We start from the raw sequence: 22761 nt of genomic DNA, 5'->3' as shown, positions 1-22761 counted from the left end.
AAGGAGGTGAACAACATGCAGGACATCTTCGAGAAGGACGCCATCGACTCCCTGGAGCTGGGCATGCAGGAGCTGGAGGCCATGGAGGCCCCCGGCGTCTGGTCCAACTTCAAGGCCGGTGTGACCGTCTCGGTCGCCGCCTCCGCCATCTACGGCGGTGTGGCCTCCGCTGTCGCCGTCACCTGATCCCTCAGGTGACAGCCCGGTCCCGGGTCCCGGAAGGAAGCCTCATTTCCTTCCGGGACCCGGGGTCCCGCCGTTTGTACGTTGCCACGTTGCCACGGAGCGCGCATGAGTAGTACCGCAGTAGCGAAATTCGACGGTCTGACCAAGCGTTTCGGCGCATTCACCGCCGTCGACGACATCACCTTCGAGGTCCCCTCGGGTCGGATCGTGGGTCTGCTCGGCCGCAACGGGGCCGGCAAGACCACCTCCCTGCGCATGCTGCTGGGCCTCACCGCGCCCACCTCCGGCAGCGCCACCGTGTTCGGCACCCCCTACGCCGAACTGCCCCACGCGGCCCACCGGATCGGCGTCACCATGGACGGCATCGGCGCCATGCCGGGCGTGTCCGGCCGCCGCGATCTGAAGATCTGGGCCAAGATGCTCGGCCTCCCCGCCCGCCGGGTGGACGAGGTACTGGAGCGGGTCGGCCTCGCCGACCGCGCCGACAAGAAGCACAAGGGCTTCTCCACCGGCATGAAGCAGCGCCACGCCCTGGCCTGCGCGCTGCTCGCCGACCCCGAACTGCTGGTGCTGGACGAACCCGCCAACGGTCTCGACCCGGACGGGATCCGCTGGCTCCGCACCTTCCTGCGGTCCCTCGCCGACGAGGGACGCACCGTTCTGCTCTCCAGCCACCTGCTGGCCGAGGTGGAGCAGACCGTGGACGACGTCGTGATCGTGCAGCAGGGCCTGCGCTACTGCGGCACCCTCGACGAGCTCACCGAACAGGGCCGGTACAGCCTCGAGGACCGGTTCTTCGCCCTCGCCGGGGACACCGGCGGGACCGGAGGCACCGGCGGCACCGGAAGCAAGCCGGCGAAGGAGGCCGCACATGCGTAACGTCATCGCCGCCGAGTGGTCCAAGGCCTGGACCGGCCGGGCCTGGTGGATCCTCGCCCTGATCGGCGTGTTCCTCGGCGTCCTGGCCGGCACCGGCTTCGTCGCCCAGGCCGACGCGGACATCGCCGCCGGCCGGGACACCGTCGAGGCGGCCACCGACCAGGTGGTCCGCTGCTGGTTCATGCTGCTGCTGTTCTCCGCCCTGTTCGGCGCCGTGTTCGTCACCAAGGAGTACAACTCCGGTGCGATCGCCCGGACCGTGCTGCTCAGCGGCGGGCGCGACCGGCTGCTGGCCGCCAAGCTGATCGCCGGCACCGGCATGGGCGCCCTCTACGCCGTACTCGCCACCGTGCTGGCCGCGGCCTCCCCGACGCTGTTCCTGGCCACCACCACCGAGTACGAGCCGGTGTGGACGGGCGAGACCACCCTGACCTTGGTCGGCGTCTTCACCGTCACCCTGCTCGGCGCCCCCTGGGGCGTCTTCCTCGGCTGGATCATCCGCAACCAGACCGCCGCCGTCGCCACCCTGCTGGGCCTGACCCTGTTCGTCGACGAGGCCCTGCTGCGGCTGCTGCCCGAGGCGGGCAAGTTCACCCTGACCATCGCGATGAGCTCGGTCTACCGGGACGGCAAGCCCGAGCTGCTGTCCGTGCCGCTGGCCCTCCTCGTCATCGCCGGCTGGCTGGCCCTGTCCGGGTTCGCCGCCCGCAAGCTGTTCCTTTCCCGGGACGTCATATGAGGTCCGGCCGGGGCGGCACACTGGCCCCGGAGCGGGCCACCGCCCTGCTGGCCCGGCCGCAACTGGCCCCCGACGTCACGCTCCACGAGCCGATCGCCGAGGACGCCCCGTGGGTGGTGCAGCGCGGCGCGCAGCAGTACATCCGGGTCGGTTCGGACATGGTCCGGCTGCTCCAAGCCATCGACGGGGAACGCGGCCACCCGGACCTGGTGGCCGAGCTCGGTCCGCCGTGGACCGAGCAGGCGGTCGGCGAGGCCGTCGAAAGCCTGAGCCGGATGCGGCTGCTGGAGGACGGACTGCCGCACAAGCGCAGCAGCACCTGGTTCAAGTTCGTGCCGCCGCTGACCTTCCAGCTCACCGTGGTGAAACCGGACCGGATGCTCGGCCGGCTCGCGCCGCTGCTGCGGCTGTTCGCCAACCGGGCGGGCGCCGTCCTCGCGGCGGTCCTCGCCCTGGGGGGTCTGCTGGCCCTCGCGTCCCAGGCCCCGGTGGTCAAGGAGAGCCTGGGCGCACCGCTGCCGCTGGGCATCCTGCTCGGCGTCTCCGGCGCCTCCGTCCTGGGGACCGCACTGCACGAGATGGGTCACGGCGCGGTCCTCACCCATCACGGCGGCCGGCCCAGCCGGATGGGCGTGATGCTCTTCTACCTGACCCCCGCGTTCTTCTGCGACGTCTCCGACGGCTGGCGGCTGCCCGAGCGGCGGCAGCGCGTCCAGGTGGCGCTGGCCGGCATCGTGACGCAGCTGGTCATCGCCGGTTCGGCGGGGCTCGCTTCGCTCGCCGCGGGCGAGGGCGGACTGCGGGACGGCATGCTCGTCTTCGCCGTCTCCACCTACCTCACGAGCCTGCTGAACCTGCTGCCGTTCGTCAAACTCGACGGCTACATCGCGCTGATGACCCATCTGGACATCTCGCACCTGCGGGACCGGACCATGGCCGACGCCCGCCGGTTCCTGGCCCGGATCCTCTTCGGCGGCCGGTACGAGAAGGAACTGCCGGGGCTGTGGTGGTCCGTGCCGTTCGGGCTCGCCTGCATGCTCTTCCCGCTGTACCTGATCGGGCTGGCCGCCACCCTCTGGCTCGACCTGCTCCAGGGCATGGGGATCTTCGGCGCCACGCTGGTGCTCGTCGCGGTGGGCTACCTGGGGTACCGGGCCTGGGCCGGCGGCCGGCGGCTGGTGCGCGAGGCGCGTACGGGCGGTGCCGGGATCGGGCGGATCTGCGCCACCGCGCTGCTGGCCGCCGCCACCGCCGGTGCCGCACTGACCATGGTCAGCGTGCCGTACACGGTTGCCGGCGGGTACGTCCTCGAGGACGGCAGGGCCTCGCTGGTGCTGTCCGATTCCGCCGACCTGGAGGCGGTCACCCCGGGCGCGGAGGTCACCCTGTACCGCCGCGGGATGGTCACCCGGACCGAGACCGGGACCGGGACCGTGGAGCGGGGCCGGGCCGAGGAGAGCACCGTGCCGCTGTCCGCGTTCGTGCCCGTGCGGGAGGGCGATTCCCTGTCCGTGCCCGCCCTGGTCCTGCCGATGGCGGTGACCGGCACGGCTCCGGCCGAGGCCATCGGCACCGCGCGCGTCGCAGCCGGCACCCGCTCGCTCGGCACCTGGCTCTACCTCTCGTACATCGCCCCCGCCACTCGCTGACCGCCCCCGCCACTCGCTGGCCCTCACGGTGACAGGACTCGCACGACATGGACATCCTCCGGCATCTGCACTTCTGCCCGCCCGGTACGCCGTTCTTCGATCTGCCGGCCCGGGTCGATCCGGCCGAGGACGCCTTCCCGCCGGCCCGTGGCGCACTGCCCGAGGGCTGGTCGCGCACGCCGGGCAGCGAGTGGGTGGTGATGGCCCCGCCGGGGGTGACGCTGCCCAAGCAGGGCTGGAAGATCCATGTCTCGGCGACCCTGGACAACGCCGCGCACCTGCTCGACCTGGTGGCGAAGTACTGCGTCGCCGAGGGCGTGATGTTCAAGTTCATCCGCTCCGCGCAGCTGCTGCAGCGGCGCAACGGCAAGTACGGCGACCGCAGCGGCAGCGGCAAGTTCATCACCGTGTACCCGCTGGACGACGCGCACTTCGAGGAGGTGCTGCGGGAGCTCGACACCCTGGTGGGGGGCGAGCCCGGCCCGTACATCCTCAGCGACCTGCGCTACCGGCAGGGCCCGCTCTACGTCCGCTACGGCGGTTTCGTGCTCCAGACCGTCCGCTCCGCCGAGACCGGAGAGCTCGTCTACTGCATCGAGAGCCCGGACGGCGAACTGGTGCCGGACCGGCGGGGCCCGGGGTTCCGGCCGCCGGAGTGGGTGACGGTGCCCGGCTGTCTGGCCGAGTCGCTGGCCGCGCGCGGGGCGGGCACGCTGCGGGACTTCCCGTTCCGGGTGACCGCCGCCGTGCACTTCTCCAACGGCGGCGGGGTGTACCGGGGTACGGACACCCGGGACGGCTCGGAGGTCCTGCTGCGCGAGGCCCGGCCGTACGCGGGCCTGGACGCGGACGGCCGGGACGCGGTCACCCGGCACAAGCAGGAGCACTGGGCGCTGCGCCGGCTGGCCGGGGCACCGGCGATCCCGCGGCTGATCGACTACCGCAAGGGCCACGAGCACTACTTCCTGGTCCGGGAGTGGGTGGAGGGCACCGCGCTGTCCAAGGAGCTGATGCGGCGCAACCCGCTGCTGAACGGCATGACGTCGGCCACGGCGGTCGCGGAGTACACCGCGTGGGCGCTGGACGTGCTCGGCCAGACCGAGCGCGCGGTGGCCGGGATGCACGAGCGGGGCGTGGTCTTCGGTGACCTGCACCCGGGCAACCTGCTGGTCCGGCCGGACGGCGAAGTGGTGTTCATCGACTTCGAGACGGCCGTACCGCCGGAGGAGCAGACCGGGCAGACCATGGGCGCGGTGGGCTTCATCGCCCCGGCCGGCTACACCGGGTTCGCGGTGGACCGCTATGCGCTGGGCTGTCTGCGGCTGGCGATGTTCGCGCCGCTGGTGGCGATGGTGTCGTGGTCCCCGGACAAGCCGGAGGAACTGCTCGACCTGATCACGCGGTTTTATCCGGTGCCCGCCGATTTCGCCGCCGCGGTCCGCCGCGACCTGGGCCTTGAGGAGACCGCTGCCGGGGCGGACGGCTCCGGGGCGGACGGCTCCGGGGCGGGTTCGGGTGGGCTGTGGGTCGTGCCCGGGCCCGGGGAGCGTTCCGGGTGGCTGCGGGCCCTCGGGGACAGCGTGCTGGCCACCGTTCAGCAGGGGCGTGAGGACCGGCTGTTCCCCGGTGACGCCGAGCAGTTCTTCACCCCGGAGGGCGGTCTCGGTTTCGCCCACGGAGCCGCGGGGGTGCTGTGGGCGCTCGGGGAAGCCGGGCTGCCGGTCCCGGAGGAGCACCTCGACTGGCTGGTCGAGCGGGTGCGGGCGGCGGGCGATCCGCAGCCCGGTTTCTACGCCGGGCTGGGCGGCATCGCGTACGCACTGGACCGGCTCGGCCGCGCCGGCACCGCCCGCGAGCTGGTGGGACGGATCGCCCGGGCGCCGCTGTCCGGGCTCGACCACTCCCTGCAGGACGGCCTGGCCGGAGTGGGCCTGACCCTGCTGCACTTCGGGCTCCCCGACGAGGCCGTACAGATCGCGGAACGGCTCGCCGGACTGCCCTCCCCGGCCGACCGCCGACCGGACCGCCGCCCGGCCACCGGGCTGCTGCGGGGCGGGGCGGGCACCGCCCTGTTCCTGCTCCGGCTGTACGAGCACACGGGCGACGGCACCCTGCTGGACCGGGCGGCCGAGGCGCTGCGCACCGACCTGGACGGTCTCGGCTGGCGGCCCGGGGAGCCGTTCGGGGAGTCCGCCACCGGCCGTATCCCGGTGATCGGCGCGGGCAGCGGCGGCACCGGGATGGTGCTGCACGACCTGCTGGCGCACCGGCCGGACGAGGAGCTGGCCCGGGCCCGGGACGCGATCCGGGCGGCCACCGAATTGCCCTTCCTCCCCCAGGCCGGCCTCCTGAACGGCCGCGCCGGCACCATCCTGACCCGTATCCACCTGGCCTCCGGCCCGGACCGCACCGGGGCGGACCCGGTGCTGGAGCGGCATCTGGCCGGGCTCGGGATCAACGCCGTGCCCTTCCGGGGCGGCATCGCCTTCCTCGGCCAGGAGTGCCTGCGGATCTCCGCCGACCTGGCGACCGGCTCGGCCGGGGTGCTGCTGGCCCTGACCGCCGCCCTGACCGACCGCCGCGCCCGGCTGCCGTTCTTCTGAACCACCGCATCACCGACGAAGCGCACTGCACGCGCCGGCGCAGAACCGCACAGACCGGACGAGCCCCGACGGAGCCCCCGCCGAAGGGGCTCGTCCTCCCCTCCCCCTGGTTGGAACCGCTGATGATCGATTTCCTGGCCACCCTCGACCCCGCGAACGGCCTGGCCGAGGACTCCTGCATGCTGCCGCCCGGGCCGCCGGACGACCTGCTGTGGCGGGCCCTGGTCCGGCTGGCCGCCGGTACGGACCGGGCGGAGCGGGACGGCCAGGCCCTGACCCCGCGCGTGGTCGGCGCGTACGGGCACACCCGGATGGACGCGCTGGTCCGCGGCGCCGGCGAGGCCGTCGAGCGGTTCGCGCTGTTTCCGCAGGACGGCGGTGTGCCGGGGCAGGTCCGGGGCACCGCGGCCGGACTGGGGGCGCGGGCCCTGGACTTCGCCACCCCGGGCCTCGGCCTCGGCGATCCGGCGGCCACCGGCCGCACCCTGACCTGGTACCCGGCCCGGCGGCTCGCCGACGGCTCCGAACTCCTCGTACCGGCCGGGCTGGTGGACTATCCGGCCCCGCCCGGCGAAGCGGAGGGGTTCGATCCGGGCCCTTCGGGTGCGGCCTCCGGGCAGGGGTACGACATGGCCCTGCGCTCCGCCCTGCTGGAGCTGGTGGAGCGGGACGCGCTGCTCGTCGCCTGGCAGCAGCGGCTGCGCCCGATGCGCATCGACCTGGCCGCCCTGACGGCCGGCGGACTCCCCCGCGGCAAGGAGAACGCCCTGCTGCGCAGCCTGCTCAAGCTGTGGGGAGCGGCGGTCGGAGCGGGCTTGGAGCCGGTGTTGGCGGATCTGCCGACCGGTATTCCGGGGGTGGCGTGCACGGTCGGGGTGGTGCTCGACCGGACCGGCCCGCAGCCGCTGGCCACGATGGGCTGCAATGCCACCGACCGGGTCGGCTGGAGCATGCTGGGCGCGCTGCAGGAGGCGCTCCAGGTCCGGTCCGCGGTGGTCAACCAGCGGGAGAGCCACGGGTACGGACAGGCCCCGGCCGCCATCCTGGACGACGACGACCGGCTGCGGTACGTCGCCTCCAGGGACTGCTTCGAGCTGGTCGAGGAGTGGACCGGACAGTTCCGCGGACCGCGGCCGCCCCGGGAGGCCCGGGAGGTGACCACGCAGGAGCTGGTGGCGGGACTCCTCGCCGACGGCGCCGATCCGCTCGTGGTGGACCTCGGCCACCGACTTCCGCTTCCGCTCCGGGAGATGGGCTGGGCGGCGGTCAAGGTGATCCCCGTCGGCTATCAGCCGCTACGGCTGTCCGAGGGCCTCGGGTTCAGCTGGAACACCACGCGGCTGCGCACGGCCGAGGCCCGCACGGGGCTTCCGGCCGCTTCCGGGCCGGCTCCCGAACACCGCCCGCACCCCCTACCGTGATCTGTCACACAGAACGTTTCGCAGGTCAGGGCCACGGAGAGGACATTCGTATGGAAACCACACTGGGCGAGCAGATCATGCTCCTGTCCCTTGACGACACCACCGGCGCGCAGGCGCTGCAGCCTCAGTCCGAGTTCATGATCTCCAGCGCCTCGCTGCTGGAACTGGGGCTGGCGGGCCGCATCCGCCTGGACGAGGGCAGGGTTCTGGTCACGGACTCAACTCCCCTGGGGATTCCGGTTCTTGATGCCGCACTGGCGGCCATCGGGGCGGCGGAGCAGCCGGAGGACGCCCAGGCGTGGATCTACCGGCTGAAGCAGGAGGCCGTGGAGGGCGCCCGGCAGGGACTGCTCGAGAAGGGCATCATCCGCGAGGAGAAGACCCGGCGTTGGGGCATCTTCCCCACCCACCGCTACCCGGAGGTCGACGGCGCCCCCGAGGCCGGTGTCCGCGCCAAGCTGGCCGCGGCGGTCCTGGAAGGGGAGCGGCCGGACGACCGGACCGCCGCCCTGATCGTGCTGCTGCACAGCGGCGGCCTGGAGACGCTGGTCTTCGGCGACCGGACCGACAAGGCCGAGCAGGAAGCCGTCCGGGCCCGCATGGGCAAGCTGGCCGAGGGCCACTGGGCCGAACCGGCCATGCAGCAGCTCGCCGACTCCGTGAACGTGGCCCTGGCCGGATACGCCGCGACGACCGTCGCCGCCATCAACACGGGCAACTAGGGCGCGCGGTTTCGGAGTTCCTCAGGTCAACCTCAATTCTCCCGGAGGCGCCCGCTCCGGTGCGCGTCATCGTTCACCCGGGTGGCTGAATGTGTTAACTTCCCTATTACTGATCAAGGTTGTTGTCGCGGGGGCGACAACCCGGGTTCTGACCGACCCGGGTTACGACCGCTTTGCACATCAGAATTACGGGGAAGCATGGAACGTATCTTTCTTGTCATCAATTCTCCTTCGCTGCGCCGCCGCGTGTCCGAGGCTCTGACCGTGCCCGGCTGGCAGGTCTGTGGACGGGAAGAGGACGGGAGGGTGCAGTCCGGCACCCCCGCCGACGTCGTGGTGGTGGAGGGCGGCGCGCTCGACGCGGACCACCAGCTGAGCCGGCACGGTCGCCGGACCGTCGCCCTGGTCTCCGGCCAGGACGATCCGTTCTGGCAGTCGCCCGCCTTCGGCCGGGTCGTCGGCATCATCGACCGCGACGACCCCGACCACGGATACATCACCGCAGTTCGCGAGGTGTTGAGCGGGCGGGGCTGGGTCTCCCCCGAGCTGGTGCCGACCCTGCTGGCGGGACGGCTGGGACAGTTCCGGCAGCCGGAACCGCCGGCCGCGGAGGTCATCCGGCTCACCGACCGCGAGCGGGGGGTGGCCATGCTGGTCGCCGAGGGCAAGTCCAACTCGGAGATCGCCGAGGAGCTGACCATCGAGCGCAGCACGGTCAAGTTCCACGTGTCGAACGTGCTGCGAAAGCTGCACCTGCGCGACCGCTCCCAGGTGGCCGCCTTCTGGCACTCCCGCACCGCACCGGTCCGCTTCGCGGCCTGAGCGGATCCTCGTCCCGGGACGGGGAATGACCCGTCTTCCGACGGGCGCGTAACGGCGGCGCCCGGCGCTATTTTTGCGCCAGGCGCCGCACGCCGTACCGGCGGAAATTCCACCGGGATGACAATTCGTCACTTCTGCAGGATTCGCATCAGGGGCACGCCAATAGCCCACCGGTGCAGCAGTGGGAAGTAATTCTTTCGGCTCGGCATGCGGCCCACCACCGATATCGCCGCGCGGAAAGTTGCACAGATGGACCACTCCCCCGGGCAGCCCCGCATATCGGTGATCTGCCCGACCTTCAACCGGTCCCGCCCCATCCTCGACACCCTCGCCTCGGTGACCGCCCAGACCGTCACCGACTGGGAGATGCTGGTGGTGTCCGACGGCAGCACCGACGACACCGACGACTGCGTACGCGAGGCCGCCCTCGCCGACCCCCGGATCCGGCTGCTGCGCGCCGAACGCCACGGCCACCCCAGCGGCCCCCGCAACCTGGCGCTCGCCGAGGCCCGCGGAGAGGTCGTCGCCTACCTCGACCACGACGACCGCTGGCGCCCGGACCACCTGGCGCTGATCCTGTCGCTGATCGGAACCGGCGCCGACCTGGTGGCCACCGGCTTCGAACTCCAGGACCCGAAGGGCCGGTCCACCGCCCGGTCCGAACCGCACGAGATGTGCTGGCACCCCGAACTCCAGCTGCTCGGCGTGATCTTCGAGCCGTCCCGGGTGGCGCACCGGCGCGGCCTGGCCGAGCGGGTCGGGGGCTGGCGGGCCGGGGCCGGGCTGGAGGACTGGGACCTGTGGCTGCGGATGGCCGACGCGGGGGCGCGTGTCGCCACCTCGGCCGAGCGGACGACCGTACTCCTGGACGACGCCGGCACCCGCCGGCACCGGATCCCGCCCCGGCACTGGCTGCCGCTGGCGGCCTTCGACGATCCGCGCGCGGCACACGCCCTCAAGCAGCGGCTGCGCGCCGGACACGCGGACACCGCCCTGGCCGCGGCCCAGGCCGCGGACGGCGCGGAGTGGCTGGCCCGCCTGGCGGCGGAACCCGCCTTCACCCGGCCCGTGGGCTGGGCCGGCGACGCGGCGGCCGAGATCGCGCGGGCCCGGCAGGCGGTCGAGGGGCAGGAGCTGTGGCCGGAACCGGCGGTCGTACGGCTGCCGCACTCCGGGGGCGGCGGCCCCAGCGGCCGGTACGTCCTGGCCCAGCCGCTGCGCTGCGCCGACGCACACCACGCGGAACGCATCACCGCACTCGTCCGCCGCACCCAGCCGCGCCTGTACGCCCTGCTGGACGCGATGGCGGCGGAAACGGCGGCGGACATGGCGTCGGACCCGGCGGCCCACCTGGCAACCGGGGCGGGCGTGACGGCCGGGGCGGCCGGGGTGGCTGGGGCAACCGACGCGACCGTGACGGCCGGGGCGGCCGTGACGGCCAGGGCGGCCGTGACGGCCGGGGCGGGCGCCCGATGAAGGCACTCGTCCTCGCCGGCGGCACCGGCAGCCGGCTGCGGCCCATCACCCACACCGCCGCCAAGCAGCTCGTCCCGGTGGCCAACAAGCCCGTCCTCTTCTACGGCATCGAGTCGATCGTCGCGGCCGGCATCACCGACATCGGTGTGATCGTCGGCGGCACCGAGCGGGAGATCCGGGCCGCCCTCGGCGACGGCTCCCGCTTCGGGGCCCGGATCACCTACCTCCGCCAGGAGGCCCCGCTCGGGCTCGCGCACGCCGTGCTGATCGCCCGCGACTGGCTGGGCGACGAGGACTTCGTGATGTACCTCGGCGACAACTTCGTGGTCGGCGGGATCACCGGCCCGGTCGAGGCGTTCCGCCGGGACCGCCCGCACGCCCGGATCCTGCTCACCAAGGTCGCGGACCCGTCGATGTTCGGCGTCGCCGAACTCGGCCCGGACGGTGCCGTCGTACGCCTGGAGGAGAAGCCGGCGGCACCGCGCAGCGATCTCGCGCTGGTCGGGGTCTACCTGTTCACCCCGGCCGTGCACGAGGCGGTCGCGGCGTGCGCGCCGTCCGCGCGCGGCGAGATGGAGATCACCGATGCCATCCAGTGGCTGATCGACTCCGGCCGCTCCGTCAGTGCCACCACCATCACCGGCTACTGGAAGGACACCGGAAACGTCGCCGACATGCTGGAGGTCAACCGGGCGGTACTGGAGGGCATCGAGCGGGAGGTCGCGGGCTCGGTCGACGCGGCCAGCGAGATCGTGGGCCGGGTCAGGATCGCGGCGGGCGCCCGGATCGTCCGGTCGCGGATCGTCGGTCCCGCCGTCATCGGGGCGGGCGCCGTCGTGAGCGACTCCCACATCGGGGCCTCCACCTCGGTCGCCGACCACTGCCGGATCAGCGGCAGCGAGGTGGAGTTCTCCATCCTCCTGGAAGGGGCACGGATCGAGGACGCGGGCCGCATCGAGGGCTCCCTCATCGGCCGGTCCGTCCACGTGTCCGGCGCGGCGCGGGCGCCCCGCGCGCACCGCCTGGTGCTGGGCGACCACAGCCGGATCCAGATCGCCTCCTGAGCCCCGAGCCTCCCGAGCCCCTTCAGCTCCCCAGACCCGAATCCCGAAACGAAAGACCTGCGAGACGTCCATGAGAATCCTCGTCACCGGCGGGGCCGGCTTCATCGGCTCCCACTTCGTCCGCTCGCTGCTGTCCGACGCCGACCCGGGTTTCACCGCGCCCACGGCCGTCACCGTGCTGGACGTGCTCACCTACGCCGGGAACCCGGCCAACCTGGCCCCCGTACAGGGCGATCCGCGGCTGACCTTCATCCGCGGGGACATCCTCGACACCGGCCGGGTGACCGAGCTGATGGCCGGGCACGACGCGGTGGTGCACCTGGCCGCCGAATCGCACGTCGACCGGTCGATCGCCGCCGGCGCCGGCTTCGCCTCCACCAACGTCCTCGGCACCCAGAACCTCCTCGAGGCCGCCGTCCACGCCGCCGGCCTCGGCACCTTCGTCCACGTCTCCACGGACGAGGTGTACGGCTCGATCCCGGTCGGCTCCTGGACCGAGGAGCAGCCGCTCTCCCCCAACTCCCCCTACTCGGCGGCCAAGGCGGGCTCCGACCTGCTGGCCCTGGCGTACCACCGGACCCACGGCCTGGACGTGCGGATCACCCGCTGTTCCAACAACTACGGGCCCCACCAGTACCCCGAGAAGATCATTCCGCTGTTCATCACCCGCCTGCTCGACGGACTGCCCGTACCGCTGTACGGGGACGGCGAGCAGATCCGGGACTGGCTGCACGTGGAGGACCACTGCCGGGCCATCCGGCTGGTCCTGGAGGGCGGCCGGCCCGGCGAGGTCTACAACGTGGGCGGCGGCACCGAGCTCACCAACAAGCAGCTGACCGGCCTGCTGCTCGATGCGTGCGGCCGGGACTGGGAGAGCGTGGAGCACGTCCCGGACCGCAAGGCGCACGACGCCCGCTACTCGGTGGACTGGTCCAAGATCCGTGACGAGCTGGGCTACCGCCCGCGGCGCTCCTTCGACGAGGGCCTGGCCGCCACGGTGGACTGGTACCGCGACAACCGCCCCTGGTGGCAGCCCCTGACCGGCCCCACCGCATAGGCCCTGCCGGGACTCAGTTCGGCATCGCTGACCGACCCGGAGGTGTCGGTGATCAAGGAGACCCGGGGCGGCCGGCGCCGCTCACTCCGGCGTCGGCCGGGAATTATCGGCCGGGCGGAAGACCGGGACCGCGAGGTCCTCCGCCTCCGGGCGGAAGGCGGCCTCCAGCGGCATGCCGATGCGCAGCGCGGACTCGGGGCAGTCCACGATCTCGGTCATCATCCGGGGGCCCTCGGCGAGGTCCACCACGGCGGCGACGTACGGGACGCGGGTGCCGAAGGGCGGCAGGTCGTTGCGGTGGATCACCGACCAGGTGTAGAGGACGGCGCGGCCGCTCGCCCGCTCCCAGGCCACCCGGTCCTCACCGGCCCAGCAGTACGGGCAGAACTCGCGCGGGTAGTGGTGCGCCCGCCCGCAGTCGGCGCAGCGGCGCAGCAGGAGCCGGCCCTCGGCGGCCGCGGTCCAGTAGGGCCGGGTGAACTCGTCCACCTCGGGCAGGTCGAACCGTACGGTGGTCACAGGAAGAGTCCGATCGCCGCGTCGAGGGACCAGGTCTGCCAGCTCATGGCGGAGAGCGCGACGAGCGAGATGAGCGCCATCATCGCGTTCTGGCCCTGCTCGGCCCAGTCGTGGATCATGAGCACCAGGTAGAGCAGGTTCAGCAGCAGGCCGCCGATCAGGGCGACCGGGGTGAGGAACCCGAGGACCAGGCCCAGGCCCAGGGCGAGTTCGGCGTAGACGACGACGTACGCCATGAGTCGCGGGCGGGGCTCGACCACGGTGGCGAAGCCGGTCTTCACGAACGGCCACCGGTGTTTCCCGGCGACGTCGGCGGCCCAGGCGATGCCGGTGCCGCGTTCGAACCAGCCCTTCTTGTCCTTGTGCCGCCAGCTCTCCAGCCACCACAGGCCGAGGCCGATCCGGAGCACGGCGAGCCACTCCGCCCCGCTGAGCCAGATGGTCTGCATGCGGGCCTCCCCTCCTCGCTATCTGACGGTACGTCAGTTCAGCGGATCGGCGGCCCGCGCGCAAGGCCCCGCGCAAGACCCTCCACCGGACCCGGCACGCCCTCCGTGATCGATCCGCAACCGATTCCCCGCTTGACCGAGACCCATCAACGCTGCGTGGCGATACGCTCACACCTCATGCCCGCTGCGCCTGACCTGACCACCGAACCCCGCCCCGTGTACGTGATCGGCGGCGGCCCCGGCGGCCTCGCCGCGGCCGCCGCGCTCCGCGCCCGCGGGGTCCGGGCGGTGGTCGTCGAGAAGTCCGGCTCGGTCGGCGCCTCCTGGCGCGGCCACTACGACCGGCTGCGCCTGCACACCACCCGCCGGCTGTCCGGCCTCCCCGGCCTGGCCATGCCGCGCCGCTTCGGGCGCTGGGTGTCCCGCGACAACGTGGTGCGCTACCTGGAGAAGTACGCCGAGCACCACGAGCTGGAGCTGGTCACCGGGGTGGAGGTGACCCGGATCGAGCGCGCCGCCGACGACGCGGGCTGGGTGCTGTACGCCACCGGGGGCCGCGAGCTCGCCGCGGGCGCGGTGGTCGTCGCCACCGGGTACAACCACACCCCGGCGCTCCCGGACTGGCCGGGCGCCGACGCGTTCCCGGGCGAGCTGCTGCACGCCGGCGGCTACCGCAACGCCGCCCCCTACGCCGGGCGCGACGTACTGGTGGTCGGCATCGGCAACACCGGCGCCGAGATAGCCGTCGACCTGGCCGAGGGCGGGGCCGCCCGGGTGCGGCTCGCCGTACGCACCGTGCCGCACATCGTGCGGCGCTCCACGGCCGGCTGGCCGGCCCAGCGCTCCGGCATCCTGGTCCGCCGGCTGCCGGTCCGCCTGGTCGACCGGATCTCCGCGCTCCAGGCGCGGGTCGCGGTGCCGGACCTGTCGGCGTACGGGCTCCCGCGCCCGGACACCGGCCTGTACAGCCGGGTCGGGCAGGGCGCGATCCCGGTCCAGGACGTCGGGCTGATCGCCGCGGTCCGGTCCGGGGCGGTGGAGCCGGTGGCGGCCGTCGCCTCCTTCGAGGGGTCCGAGGTGGTCCTGGCGGACGGTTCGCGGATCACCCCGGACGCGGTGGTCGCCGCCACCGGATACCGGCGGGCCCTGGAGGGACTGGTCGGGCACCTGGGCGTCCTGGACGGGCGAGGCCGGCCGGTCGTCCACGGCGCCCGCACGGATCCGGCCGCGCCGGGGCTGTATTTCACCGGTTTCACCAATCCCATCAGCGGAATGTTCCGGGAGATGGCTCGGGACGCCGAGAAGATCGCCAAGGCACTGGCCCGGAGCGCCCGCCACTGAATTGTGCGGCAGCCCTGTTCCTGACGACGCGTCAGTTCAGTAATCTGACTACGCGTCAGTACGAGTCATCGAGCAGGAGCGGGCGGAACGATGCTTGGATCTACTCACGGCACCCTCACCACCGACTTCCGCGCACGTGTCGAGGCCTGCGGGGAACACCCCCGGGCGGCCGTCCACTCCACGACCGCCCCGACCGCCGGCGGCGCGGACGCGGGCGCGCGCGATGTCAGCGGACGGCCCCTGCACGCCGAAGTGCCCGACCTGGACCGGTTCTTCCGGCCCGAGTCCGTGGCGGTGATCGGCGCCTCCGACGCCGAGGGCAGACCCAACACCGGCATCACCCGCCAGCTCATCGCCTGGGCGGAGCGCGTCGGCGCCCGCATCCACCCCGTCCACCCCACCCGCCCCACCGTCTTCGGGCACCCCTGCTTCGCCTCCGTGGCCGAGCTGCCCGAACAGGTGGACCTGGCGGTGCTGCTGGTCGGCGATCCGCTCCCGGTCATCGAGGAACTCGCCGAAGCGAAGGTGAAGTTCGCGGTGGCCTTCGCCTCCGGCTTCGCCGAGACCGGCGAGGAGGGCAAGGCCGCCCAGGCCCGGCTCGCCGCCGCCGTGCAGCGCTCCGGACTCCGCCTGCTCGGCCCGAACACCAACCTCAACGCCTTCGAGGAGTTCCGGGAGGACCTCGACGGCCCGGCCATCGCACTGATCACCCAGTCCGGCCACCAGGGCCGGCCCGTCTACACCCTCCAGGAGCTGGGCATCCGCCTCTCCCACTGGGCTCCCACGGGCAACGAGGCGGACCTGGAGACCTCCGACTTCATCTCCTACTTCGCCGAGCAGCCCGAGGTCGGGGCCATCGCCTGCTACGTCGAGGGCCTCAAGGACGGCCGCTCCTTCCTGCTGGCCGCCGACCGGGCCGCCCGCAACGGCGTACCGGTCGTCGCCGTCAAGGTCGGCCGGACCGAGACCGGCGCCCGGATGGCCGCCTCCCACACCGGCAAGCTGACCGGCGCGGACACCGTCGTCGACGCCGCCATGCGGCAGTTCGGCGTGATCCGCGTCGACGGCCTGGACGAACTCCAGGACACGGCCGCGCTGCTGGCCCGGGCCCGCCGGCCGAAGGCCGACGGGGTGGTCGTGTACTCCATATCCGGCGGCACCGGCGCCCACTTCTCCGACCTCGCCACCGAGGCCGGCCTCAGCCTCCCCACCCTCTCCGCCGCCAAGCAGGCCGAACTCCACCAGTGGATCCCCGACTACCTGAACGTCGCCAACCCCGTCGACAACGGGGGCCACCCGGTCGGCGACTGGCGCGGCCGCAAGATCATCGACGCGATCCTCGCCGACCCGTCCGTCGGCGTCCTGATCTGCCCGATCACCGGGCCGTTCCCCCCGATGAGCGACAAGCTCGCCCAGGACCTGGTGGACGCCGCCGAAGCCACGGACAAGCTCATCTGCGTGATCTGGGGCTCGCCGGTCGGCACCGAGGACGCCTACCGCACCACCCTGCTCGGCTCCTCCCGGGTGGCCACCTTCCGCACCTTCGGCAACTGCATCACCGCCGTCCGCGCCTACCTCGGCCACCACCGCTTCACCACCGGCTACCGGTCCCCCTTCGACGACGCCCCGCGCACCCCCTCGCCCTCCTACCGCAAGGCCCAGGCCCTGATGCGGCCGGGCCAGCAGCTCAGCGAGCACGCGGCGAAGCAGCTGCTGCGCGCGTACGGCATCCGGGTCCCGCGGGAGCAGCTGGTCACGAGCGCGGCGGCGGCGGTCCGGGCGGCCGGCCTGGTCGGCTACCCCGTGGTGATGAAGGCCTCGGGCCCGCAGCTGGCCCACAAGACGGAACTCGGCCTGGTGAAGGTGGGGTTGACCTCGGCCAGCCAGATCCGCGATGCGTACCGGGAGCTGACCGACATCGCCCGCTACGAGGACATTCCGCTGGACGGGATCCTGGTGTGCCAGATGGTGGAGCGGGGCGTGGAGATGGTCGTCGGCGTCACCCAGGACGACCTCTTCGGCCCCACCGTGACGGTCGGCCTCGGCGGCGTCCTGGTCGAGGTCCTGCACGACGCGGCGGTCCGCGTCCCGCCGTTCGGCGAGGACCAGGCTCGGGCGATGCTCACCGAACTGCGGGGGCATGCGCTCTTGGAGGGGGTACGGGGGGCACCGGCGGCGGACGTGGACGCGCTGGTGGAGGTCATCCTGCGGGTGCAGCGGATGGCGCTGGAGCTCGGGGACGAGCTGTCCGAACTGGACATCAACCCCCTGATGGTGCTGCCCCGAGGCCAGGGCGCAGTCGCCCTGGACGCCCTCACCATCTGCCGCTGACCCCGTCGTTGCCCGGGCTCCGCCCCACCCTCGCGGGGCTGCCCCCCGCCCCTGTCCGGCGCTGCGCGGAGCCTTTCCCCTCCCCGCCCCTTCCCGAAACGGAGCCCCGGTGACCGACACGATCCTCCACCGCACCGACAACGCCATCTCCTGGATCACCCTCAACCGCCCCGAAGCGATGAACGCCCTCACCTGGGACCAGCGCGAACAGATCATCACCCTCCTCGCCGAAGCCACCGCAGACCCCACCCTCCGCGCCGTCGTGATCACCGCCACCGGCAAGGGCTTCTGCGCCGGCGCCGACCTCCGCGGGGCACCCGCGGCCGCACCCGCGGCCGCACCCGCAGGTGGCGCAGGCGAGCGCGTCGCCGGAGACGTGGCCCGCATGATCCGGCTGGGCGCGCAGCGGCTGATCACCTCGGTGCTCGACTGCGAGAAGCCGGTGATCGCCGCCGTCAACGGCACAGCGGCCGGCATCGGCGCCCACCTCGCCTTCGCCTGCGACCTCGTCATCGCCGCCGAACCCGCCAGGTTCATCGAGGTGTTCGTCCGCCGGGGACTGGTCCCCGACGGCGCCGGCGCCTACCTCCTCCCCCGCCTGGTCGGCCCCCAGAAGGCCAAGGAGCTGATGTTCTTCGGCGATGCCCTGACCGCCCCCGAGGCCGAACGGATCGGCCTGGTCAACCGGGTGGTCCCGGCCGAGGAGCTGGAGGCGACGGCCCGCGCCTGGGCGGAGCGCCTCGCCCAGGGCCCGACCCGGGCCATCGCCATGACCAAGCAGCTGGTGAACGCCTCGCTGGACACGGACCGGGCCACCGCACTGGCCGCCGAGGCCACCGCCCAGGAGATCAACATGACCACGGCGGACGCGAACGAGGGCGTGGCCTCCTTCGTGGAACGGCGCACGCCCGAGTACCGCGGCTGCTGAACCGGCGAATCAGCGAGCGGTTCACTACTGCGGGTTGGGCTTGAGCAGGGCGAAGACCGCCCCGTGCGTGTCGCCCAGCCAGGCGATCCGCCCGACGTCCGGCACGTCCACCCCCGGCATCAGCACCATCCCGCCGTTCTCCGTCACCGCCGTGACGGTGGCATCGACGTCCGCCACGGCGAAGTACGGCACCCAGCGCGCCTCGTCGCTGTCCTGCAGGGGCGCGACCCCGCCGAAGGACCCGTCCTCCTGGTCCCCTTCGCCGATGCTCAGCACCCGGTACGTCATCCCCGGCGCGTCCATCTCCTGCGAGCGCCAGCCGAACAGCGTGCGGTAGAAGGCGATGACCGCGACCGGGTGGGCGACGTGCAGCTCCACCCAGCACAGCGTGTCTTCGACGGACGCGCGGCCGAGGCCCTTGGTCGTCCCGGGCTGCCACGCCGCGAACTCGGCCCCGCCGGGGTCGGTGAACTGTGCCAGCCAGCCCTCCCCCATGACGTCCATCGGCTCGGCCCGCACCTTCCCGCCGCCCTGCACGACGGCCTTGGCCGTGGCCTGGATGTCCGGGCTCTGGAAGTACACCATCCAGGCCGGCCTGGCCCCCTCGTCCATCATCGGCCCGAGCGCGGCGACGGTCCTGCCGTCCTGCTGGAAGAAGCCGTACCCGCCCGCGTCGGGCCCGGCCGAGACGAACTCCCAGCCGAAGACGGCGCCGTAGAAGGCGGCCGCGACCGCGGTGTCGGGGCTGCCGAGATCGAGCCAGTTGGGGGATCCGGTACGGAAGTCGGTGCCGAGCATGCGTGTCCTCCAGAGTCCGTTACGACGACCCCCGCCACGATGCCCAGCCCCGGGCCCGGGCCCCCCACACCTCCACCGCCGGACACCCGGATTCACCCGGTGGGACCATTCCGCCCCACAGCCCCCACACGGCCCCCACCAGCCCCTGCCGGATCCCGCCCCGGTGGCCGGAACCCATACCCGGCCTCCCCGCCCCTTCCAATCTGACGAACCGTCAGCTTCAATCCTCGTGTGATGGGACACGCAGGGATGGCGGCCACCGTCGTCCGATACCTCAGATCAGTCGGCTCCCCCACCGCCATGGAGCCCGCGCCCGTCGACGCGCATCCGCGCCCCGACCTCCGCGCCGTCGGCGACGACGAGCGCGCCCCGGTCGGCCCCGCCGACTTCCGGGCCGTGCTCGGGAACTTCGCCAGCGGGGTCACGATCATCACCGCCCCCTCCGCCGACGACGAGCCCGGCCCGGCCGGCTTCGCCTGCCAGTCCTTCGCCTCGCTGTCCCTCGACCCGCCGCTGGTCACCTTCATGGTCGGCCGTACGTCGACCAGCTGGCCGCGCATCGCCCGCGCCGGGGTGTTCTGCGTGAACATCCTCGGGGCCGAACAGGGGCCGCTCTGCCGGGCCTTCGCGATCAGCGGGGCCGACAAGTTCGCGGGCGTGGACCACACCCCCGCACCGGTCACCGGATCGCCGCAGCTGGCCGGCGTACCGGCCTGGATCGACTGCCGGATCCACGCCGTCCACACCGGCGGCGACCACCTCATCGTGGTCGGCCGGGTCGAGGCGATGGGCGCGGACGGCGAGGGCGCCCCGCTGCTCTTCCACAAGGGAAAGTTCGGCCGCCTCGCCGACTGACCGGCCCCGGCCCCGCACCGCCCGCCGCCGACGCCACCGTCACCGCCCGCCCGCCCGCCCGCCGCCGCCGCCGACGCCGACGCCGACGCCACCACCGTCACCGCCCGCCACCGCCACCGCCGACAACCGCGCCGCCGTCAAAGCCCCCATACCCGCCCCAGGCCTCCCCTGTCGTGGATGCCGAGCTTGCGGTAGACCCGGCCGAGCGCGTTGTCGACCGTCCGTACGGACAGGCCGCACTGGCCGGCGATCTCCCTGCTGGTGTGTCCCTGGGCCGCCAGTTGCGCGATCTCCCGTTCGCGCGGGCTGAGTTCCGCCGCCGTCGAGAGGTCCGCCAGCGCAGGGGTCGCCGCGTCCTCGCACTCCCGCCGCAACGAATGGGCGCGGGCCGTGGCCCGCCGGCCGGCCCCCTCCCGCGCCGCGCCGCCCGGCGCGCGCCACAGCCCGGCCGCTCCGGCGAGGCTCTCGGCAGCCAGCAGCAGCGCGCCCATCGCCGTCCACGCGTCGGCCACGGCCACCAGCGCGTCCGGGTCACGGTCGGCCACCGCACGCGCATGGGCGGCACGAGCCGCCGCGTACGGTCCCTGGGCGACCTCGGCCAGTGCGCGTACGCGAGGGGCCGCGTCCCGGTCGCCCCAGCGGAGCAGATCGTGTTCAAGCGTCAAGGCGCCGGCGAACTCCCCCTCCGCCCGCGCCGCTTCGGCGCCCGCGCGCAGCACGGCTTCCGCCTCGTGGCGTCGCCCCCGGCACCGCAACGACCAGGCCCGGGCGCGCAGCGTGTCGGCCTGAGCGAGCGGGGAGTGCGGATCGGTGGAACCGGTGGCCAGTCCGGCCGTCTCCGGGGCGCTGCGCCCGGCGTACGCCTCGGCGAGCACCAGCCCGGCGAGCGCACGCTGCTCGGCGAATCTGTGGCCGCACAGATGGGCCTGCGCCCGGGCCTCACGGAAGTGGGCGACCGCCTCCGCGCACCGGCCCCGGTCGAGCGCGATCCGTCCCCGCACCCAGCCGAACCAGACGAGCAGCGCGGGCACCGGTGAGCGCAGCAGTCCCTCCAGCCCCTCGGACACGACCCGCTCCGCCTCGTCGAACCGCCCCGCCTCCAGCAGGGACGCCGCGACGAGGTAGAGGCTGCGCGCCGGATAGAAGACCGCCGACCGGTCGGCCAGCATGCGGTGCGCGGCATGGGCCGCGCGGCCGCTGCGGACGGCGTCCTCGGGCCGGCCCGAGGACAGTTCCACCCTCAGCCGGGCTTGGAGCAGCAGTACCCCGGAGTCGGACGGCTCGGCCCCCTCCGACAGCGGCAGCCACGGGTCGAGCACGGTGCGGGCCCGCGCGGTCCGCCCCGCCGAGGTCAGCAGGGTGGCCTCCCAGGCGGCCATCTCGGCGCACGGACCGCCCCGGCGCCCGGCCTCGTCGAGTACGGCCAGCGCGCGGGTCATGTTCCCGGGCCCGTAGAAGTGGTGGACGGCCAGGGTCAGGGCTGCGGTGTGCAGGTACGGCTCCCGGGCCGCGGCGAAGGCGTCTTCCAGGACGGCGATCCCTTCATCGAACTCGCCCCGCTGTCCCAGGGCCTCGCCGAGCATCAGCCCGGCCCGGGTGTTGGGACCGTGTACCAGCGCGGCGCGTGCCAGCCGGCACATGGTGTCCACGTCATCCGCGTGCAGGGCCTGCGCCGCGGCCCGCACCAGCAGGCCGGGATCGGCGGTCCCGGTGGCCTCCAGCTCCCAGCCCGCCAGCGCGAGGGCGTCGCCGGCCCGCCGGGCGCCGTGTCCGCGTACCCGGCCGACCTGGTCCAGGAGCAGGGTCCGGGCCCGAAGCCGGGTGATGCCGGCGCGCAGCAGCCGTGCGTGCATCGGGTGGGCGAGCGTGAGCTGTTCGCGGCGCCCGTCGAGGCGGGATTCGACGAGTTGCTGCCGCTCCAGTCCGGCCAGGGCGTCCGCATCGACGTACGCCAGGCCGTCCCGCAGTCCGACCGGCCCGCACACCGCGAGGAGTTCCATCAGGGTCCGCTGCGGCCCGGCGAGTTCCCGGAGCCGTACGTCGAGCAGGGCGCCCGGCAGCACCGCGGCGAGCGGCCGCGTCAGGCACCACACCCCGTGCACCGGGCTCAGCCGCCCGTCGGCGAGGGTGCTGCGCAGCAGCTCCCTCAGGCACAGCGCATTGCCGCCGCTGGCCTCCCACAGGGCCCGCAGGGCGGGTGCGGCGACCGGCCCGCCCATCGTGGCGACCAGCAGCCGGGCGCTCTCTTCCTCACCCAGCGCCGGCAGCTCGATGTGGCGCAAGGCGTCCTCCCGCCACAGGGACTGCAGCACGTCGGGCCAGTCGGCGCCGTCGGGGAGGGTCACGGCCAGGAAGAGCGAGGAGTCCGCCAGCAGCAGTGCGATCAGCGCCAGTGAGGTGGGATCGAGGAGCTGGATGTCGTCGACGACCAGGACGGTGCGGGTGGTGGCGGACGCGCGGTGCGCGGCCATCCGCCGCCGTACCCGGCGGAAGAACTCCGCGGGCTCCTCCGCGTACACGTCCGAGGGCAGCAGCGGCGCCAGCGCCGACAGCGGCAGCGCCCGGGCGCTGTGCGTCGCCTGGACGCGTACGACACGGTGGCCGCCGCGGCCGCCGCCGCCCCCGGCCCCGGCCCGGGCCCCAGCCCCGGCCCCGGCCCCGGTCGAGAACTCTTCGGCGAGGCGGCTCTTGCCCACCCCCGGCGCTCCCGTGATCACCACCGCTTTGCAGTCCGGTCGGCGCAGCGCGCGGCGGAGCGCCGCCAGCTCTGCGTCCCGGCCGGCGAAATGCAGGCGGCCGCTCCCCCAGCCCGTGTCCACCGTGGGTCCCCCTCGGCGCCCGGGCGATCCGGCCCCCCAGCCGGATGGATCGCCCACGGCGTGCGGCCCGCAGCGTGGCACGCCGGCCGTCGAACCGGCCGGG

Annotated in this window: 19 protein-coding genes; 15 read left to right on the top strand and 4 right to left on the bottom strand. The window is 73.4% G+C overall.

The features are described 5' to 3' along the window. The first annotated feature begins 15 nt into the window (after positions 1 to 15). From AB0447_RS28085 to rfbB, 11 genes are all read left to right on the top strand, one after another. Positions 16 to 186, top strand: coding sequence for a daptide-type RiPP (locus AB0447_RS28085; protein WP_366479618.1), 171 nt, complete (start codon positions 16 to 18; stop codon positions 184 to 186). A gap of 105 nt (positions 187 to 291) precedes the next feature. Beyond that, on the top strand, positions 292 to 1065 hold the full coding sequence (locus tag AB0447_RS28080; protein WP_366479617.1) for an ATP-binding cassette domain-containing protein: 774 nt from the start codon (positions 292 to 294) through the stop codon (positions 1063 to 1065). Further along, on the top strand, positions 1058 to 1804 hold the full coding sequence (locus AB0447_RS28075) for an ABC transporter permease (protein ID WP_366479616.1): 747 nt from the start codon (positions 1058 to 1060) through the stop codon (positions 1802 to 1804). Before AB0447_RS28080 ends, AB0447_RS28075 begins: the two co-directional genes overlap by 8 nt. Then, complete coding sequence (gene mpaP, locus AB0447_RS28070) at positions 1801 to 3453, top strand: daptide biosynthesis intramembrane metalloprotease (protein ID WP_366479615.1); 1653 nt, start codon at positions 1801 to 1803, stop codon at positions 3451 to 3453. The genes AB0447_RS28075 and mpaP overlap by 4 nt, the downstream gene beginning before the upstream one ends. 47 nt (positions 3454 to 3500) lie before the next feature. Further along, positions 3501 to 6056 carry a class III lanthionine synthetase LanKC gene (lanKC, locus tag AB0447_RS28065; protein ID WP_366479614.1) on the top strand — a complete coding sequence of 852 codons (2556 nt, stop codon included), beginning with the start codon at positions 3501 to 3503 and terminating at the stop codon, positions 6054 to 6056. 122 nt (positions 6057 to 6178) lie between these two features. Beyond that, positions 6179 to 7477, top strand: a complete 1299-nt coding sequence (locus AB0447_RS28060) for a YcaO-like family protein (RefSeq protein ID WP_366479613.1) — start codon at positions 6179 to 6181, stop codon at positions 7475 to 7477. A gap of 50 nt (positions 7478 to 7527) precedes the next feature. Beyond that, a complete protein-coding gene (locus AB0447_RS28055) occupies positions 7528 to 8199 on the top strand; it encodes a GPP34 family phosphoprotein (protein ID WP_366479612.1) in 672 nt (223 codons plus the stop codon). A gap of 198 nt (positions 8200 to 8397) precedes the next feature. Then, positions 8398 to 9021 (top strand): response regulator transcription factor, encoded by a 624-nt coding sequence (locus AB0447_RS28050; protein ID WP_366479611.1) that lies wholly within the window; start codon positions 8398 to 8400, stop codon positions 9019 to 9021. Positions 9022 to 9270: 249 nt separating this feature from the next. Beyond that, positions 9271 to 10497, top strand: a complete 1227-nt coding sequence (locus AB0447_RS28045) for a glycosyltransferase (RefSeq protein ID WP_366479610.1) — start codon at positions 9271 to 9273, stop codon at positions 10495 to 10497. Beyond that, entirely contained in the window at positions 10494 to 11561 is a 1068-nt protein-coding gene (locus tag AB0447_RS28040; RefSeq protein ID WP_366479608.1) for a glucose-1-phosphate thymidylyltransferase, read from the top strand. Before AB0447_RS28045 ends, AB0447_RS28040 begins: the two co-directional genes overlap by 4 nt. A 70-nt stretch (positions 11562 to 11631) precedes the next feature. Then, entirely contained in the window at positions 11632 to 12618 is a 987-nt protein-coding gene (rfbB, locus tag AB0447_RS28035) for a dTDP-glucose 4,6-dehydratase (protein WP_366479607.1), read from the top strand. A gap of 81 nt (positions 12619 to 12699) precedes the next feature. Here rfbB and AB0447_RS28030 read toward each other — a convergent pair whose 3' ends face one another. Both AB0447_RS28030 and AB0447_RS28025 read right to left on the bottom strand, forming a co-directional pair. Next, on the bottom strand, positions 12700 to 13137 hold the full coding sequence (locus tag AB0447_RS28030; RefSeq protein WP_366479606.1) for a Zn-ribbon domain-containing OB-fold protein: 438 nt from the start codon (positions 13135 to 13137) through the stop codon (positions 12700 to 12702). Continuing rightward, positions 13134 to 13586 (bottom strand): DoxX family protein, encoded by a 453-nt coding sequence (locus tag AB0447_RS28025; protein WP_366479605.1) that lies wholly within the window; start codon positions 13584 to 13586, stop codon positions 13134 to 13136. Before AB0447_RS28025 ends, AB0447_RS28030 begins: the two co-directional genes overlap by 4 nt. A gap of 177 nt (positions 13587 to 13763) precedes the next feature. Between AB0447_RS28025 and AB0447_RS28020 the strand changes: the two genes are divergently transcribed. From AB0447_RS28020 to AB0447_RS28010, 3 genes are all read left to right on the top strand, one after another. Beyond that, complete coding sequence (locus AB0447_RS28020; RefSeq protein ID WP_366479604.1) at positions 13764 to 14927, top strand: NAD(P)/FAD-dependent oxidoreductase; 1164 nt, start codon at positions 13764 to 13766, stop codon at positions 14925 to 14927. 90 nt (positions 14928 to 15017) lie between these two features. Then, complete coding sequence (locus AB0447_RS28015; RefSeq protein WP_366479602.1) at positions 15018 to 17258, top strand: acetate--CoA ligase family protein; 2241 nt, start codon at positions 15018 to 15020, stop codon at positions 17256 to 17258. A 178-nt stretch (positions 17259 to 17436) separates the two neighbouring features. Next, entirely contained in the window at positions 17437 to 18186 is a 750-nt protein-coding gene (locus AB0447_RS28010; RefSeq protein ID WP_366479646.1) for an enoyl-CoA hydratase-related protein, read from the top strand. 24 nt (positions 18187 to 18210) lie between these two features. Here AB0447_RS28010 and AB0447_RS28005 read toward each other — a convergent pair whose 3' ends face one another. Then, positions 18211 to 18984: a VOC family protein gene (locus AB0447_RS28005; protein WP_366479601.1), complete on the bottom strand. Its 774-nt coding sequence runs from the start codon at positions 18982 to 18984 to the stop codon at positions 18211 to 18213. A gap of 234 nt (positions 18985 to 19218) precedes the next feature. Here AB0447_RS28005 and AB0447_RS28000 point away from each other — a divergent pair, with 234 nt between their 5' ends. Continuing rightward, the gene (locus tag AB0447_RS28000) at positions 19219 to 19839 is read left to right on the top strand and encodes a flavin reductase family protein (RefSeq protein WP_366479600.1); all 621 of its coding nucleotides are present in this window, start codon (positions 19219 to 19221) and stop codon (positions 19837 to 19839) included. 137 nt (positions 19840 to 19976) lie between these two features. Here AB0447_RS28000 and AB0447_RS27995 read toward each other — a convergent pair whose 3' ends face one another. Next, a complete protein-coding gene (locus tag AB0447_RS27995) occupies positions 19977 to 22658 on the bottom strand; it encodes an AAA family ATPase (RefSeq protein ID WP_366479599.1) in 2682 nt (893 codons plus the stop codon). Positions 22659 to 22761 lie beyond the last annotated feature (103 nt).

Origin of the sequence: Streptomyces sp. NPDC051211, from assembly GCF_040689505.1 — a bacterium.
Lineage (GTDB): Bacteria > Actinomycetota > Actinomycetes > Streptomycetales > Streptomycetaceae > Streptomyces.
The sequence above is the reverse complement of the archived record's forward strand: the minus strand, read 5'-3'. Positions and strand labels throughout refer to the sequence as shown.

Coding starts and splice junctions, on each gene's coding strand:
- AB0447_RS28085 (WP_366479618.1), top strand. CDS start 16: ATGCAGGACATCTTCGAGAAGGACGCCATCGACTCCCTGGAGCTGGGC.
- AB0447_RS28080 (WP_366479617.1), top strand. CDS start 292: ATGAGTAGTACCGCAGTAGCGAAATTCGACGGTCTGACCAAGCGTTTC.
- AB0447_RS28075 (WP_366479616.1), top strand. CDS start 1,058: ATGCGTAACGTCATCGCCGCCGAGTGGTCCAAGGCCTGGACCGGCCGG.
- mpaP (WP_366479615.1), top strand. CDS start 1,801: ATGAGGTCCGGCCGGGGCGGCACACTGGCCCCGGAGCGGGCCACCGCC.
- lanKC (WP_366479614.1), top strand. CDS start 3,501: ATGGACATCCTCCGGCATCTGCACTTCTGCCCGCCCGGTACGCCGTTC.
- AB0447_RS28060 (WP_366479613.1), top strand. CDS start 6,179: ATGATCGATTTCCTGGCCACCCTCGACCCCGCGAACGGCCTGGCCGAG.
- AB0447_RS28055 (WP_366479612.1), top strand. CDS start 7,528: ATGGAAACCACACTGGGCGAGCAGATCATGCTCCTGTCCCTTGACGAC.
- AB0447_RS28050 (WP_366479611.1), top strand. CDS start 8,398: ATGGAACGTATCTTTCTTGTCATCAATTCTCCTTCGCTGCGCCGCCGC.
- AB0447_RS28045 (WP_366479610.1), top strand. CDS start 9,271: ATGGACCACTCCCCCGGGCAGCCCCGCATATCGGTGATCTGCCCGACC.
- AB0447_RS28040 (WP_366479608.1), top strand. CDS start 10,494: ATGAAGGCACTCGTCCTCGCCGGCGGCACCGGCAGCCGGCTGCGGCCC.
- rfbB (WP_366479607.1), top strand. CDS start 11,632: ATGAGAATCCTCGTCACCGGCGGGGCCGGCTTCATCGGCTCCCACTTC.
- AB0447_RS28025 (WP_366479605.1), bottom strand. CDS start 13,586: ATGCAGACCATCTGGCTCAGCGGGGCGGAGTGGCTCGCCGTGCTCCGG.
- AB0447_RS28020 (WP_366479604.1), top strand. CDS start 13,764: ATGCCCGCTGCGCCTGACCTGACCACCGAACCCCGCCCCGTGTACGTG.
- AB0447_RS28015 (WP_366479602.1), top strand. CDS start 15,018: ATGCTTGGATCTACTCACGGCACCCTCACCACCGACTTCCGCGCACGT.
- AB0447_RS28010 (WP_366479646.1), top strand. CDS start 17,437: ATGAACGCCCTCACCTGGGACCAGCGCGAACAGATCATCACCCTCCTC.
- AB0447_RS28005 (WP_366479601.1), bottom strand. CDS start 18,984: ATGCTCGGCACCGACTTCCGTACCGGATCCCCCAACTGGCTCGATCTC.
- AB0447_RS28000 (WP_366479600.1), top strand. CDS start 19,219: ATGGGACACGCAGGGATGGCGGCCACCGTCGTCCGATACCTCAGATCA.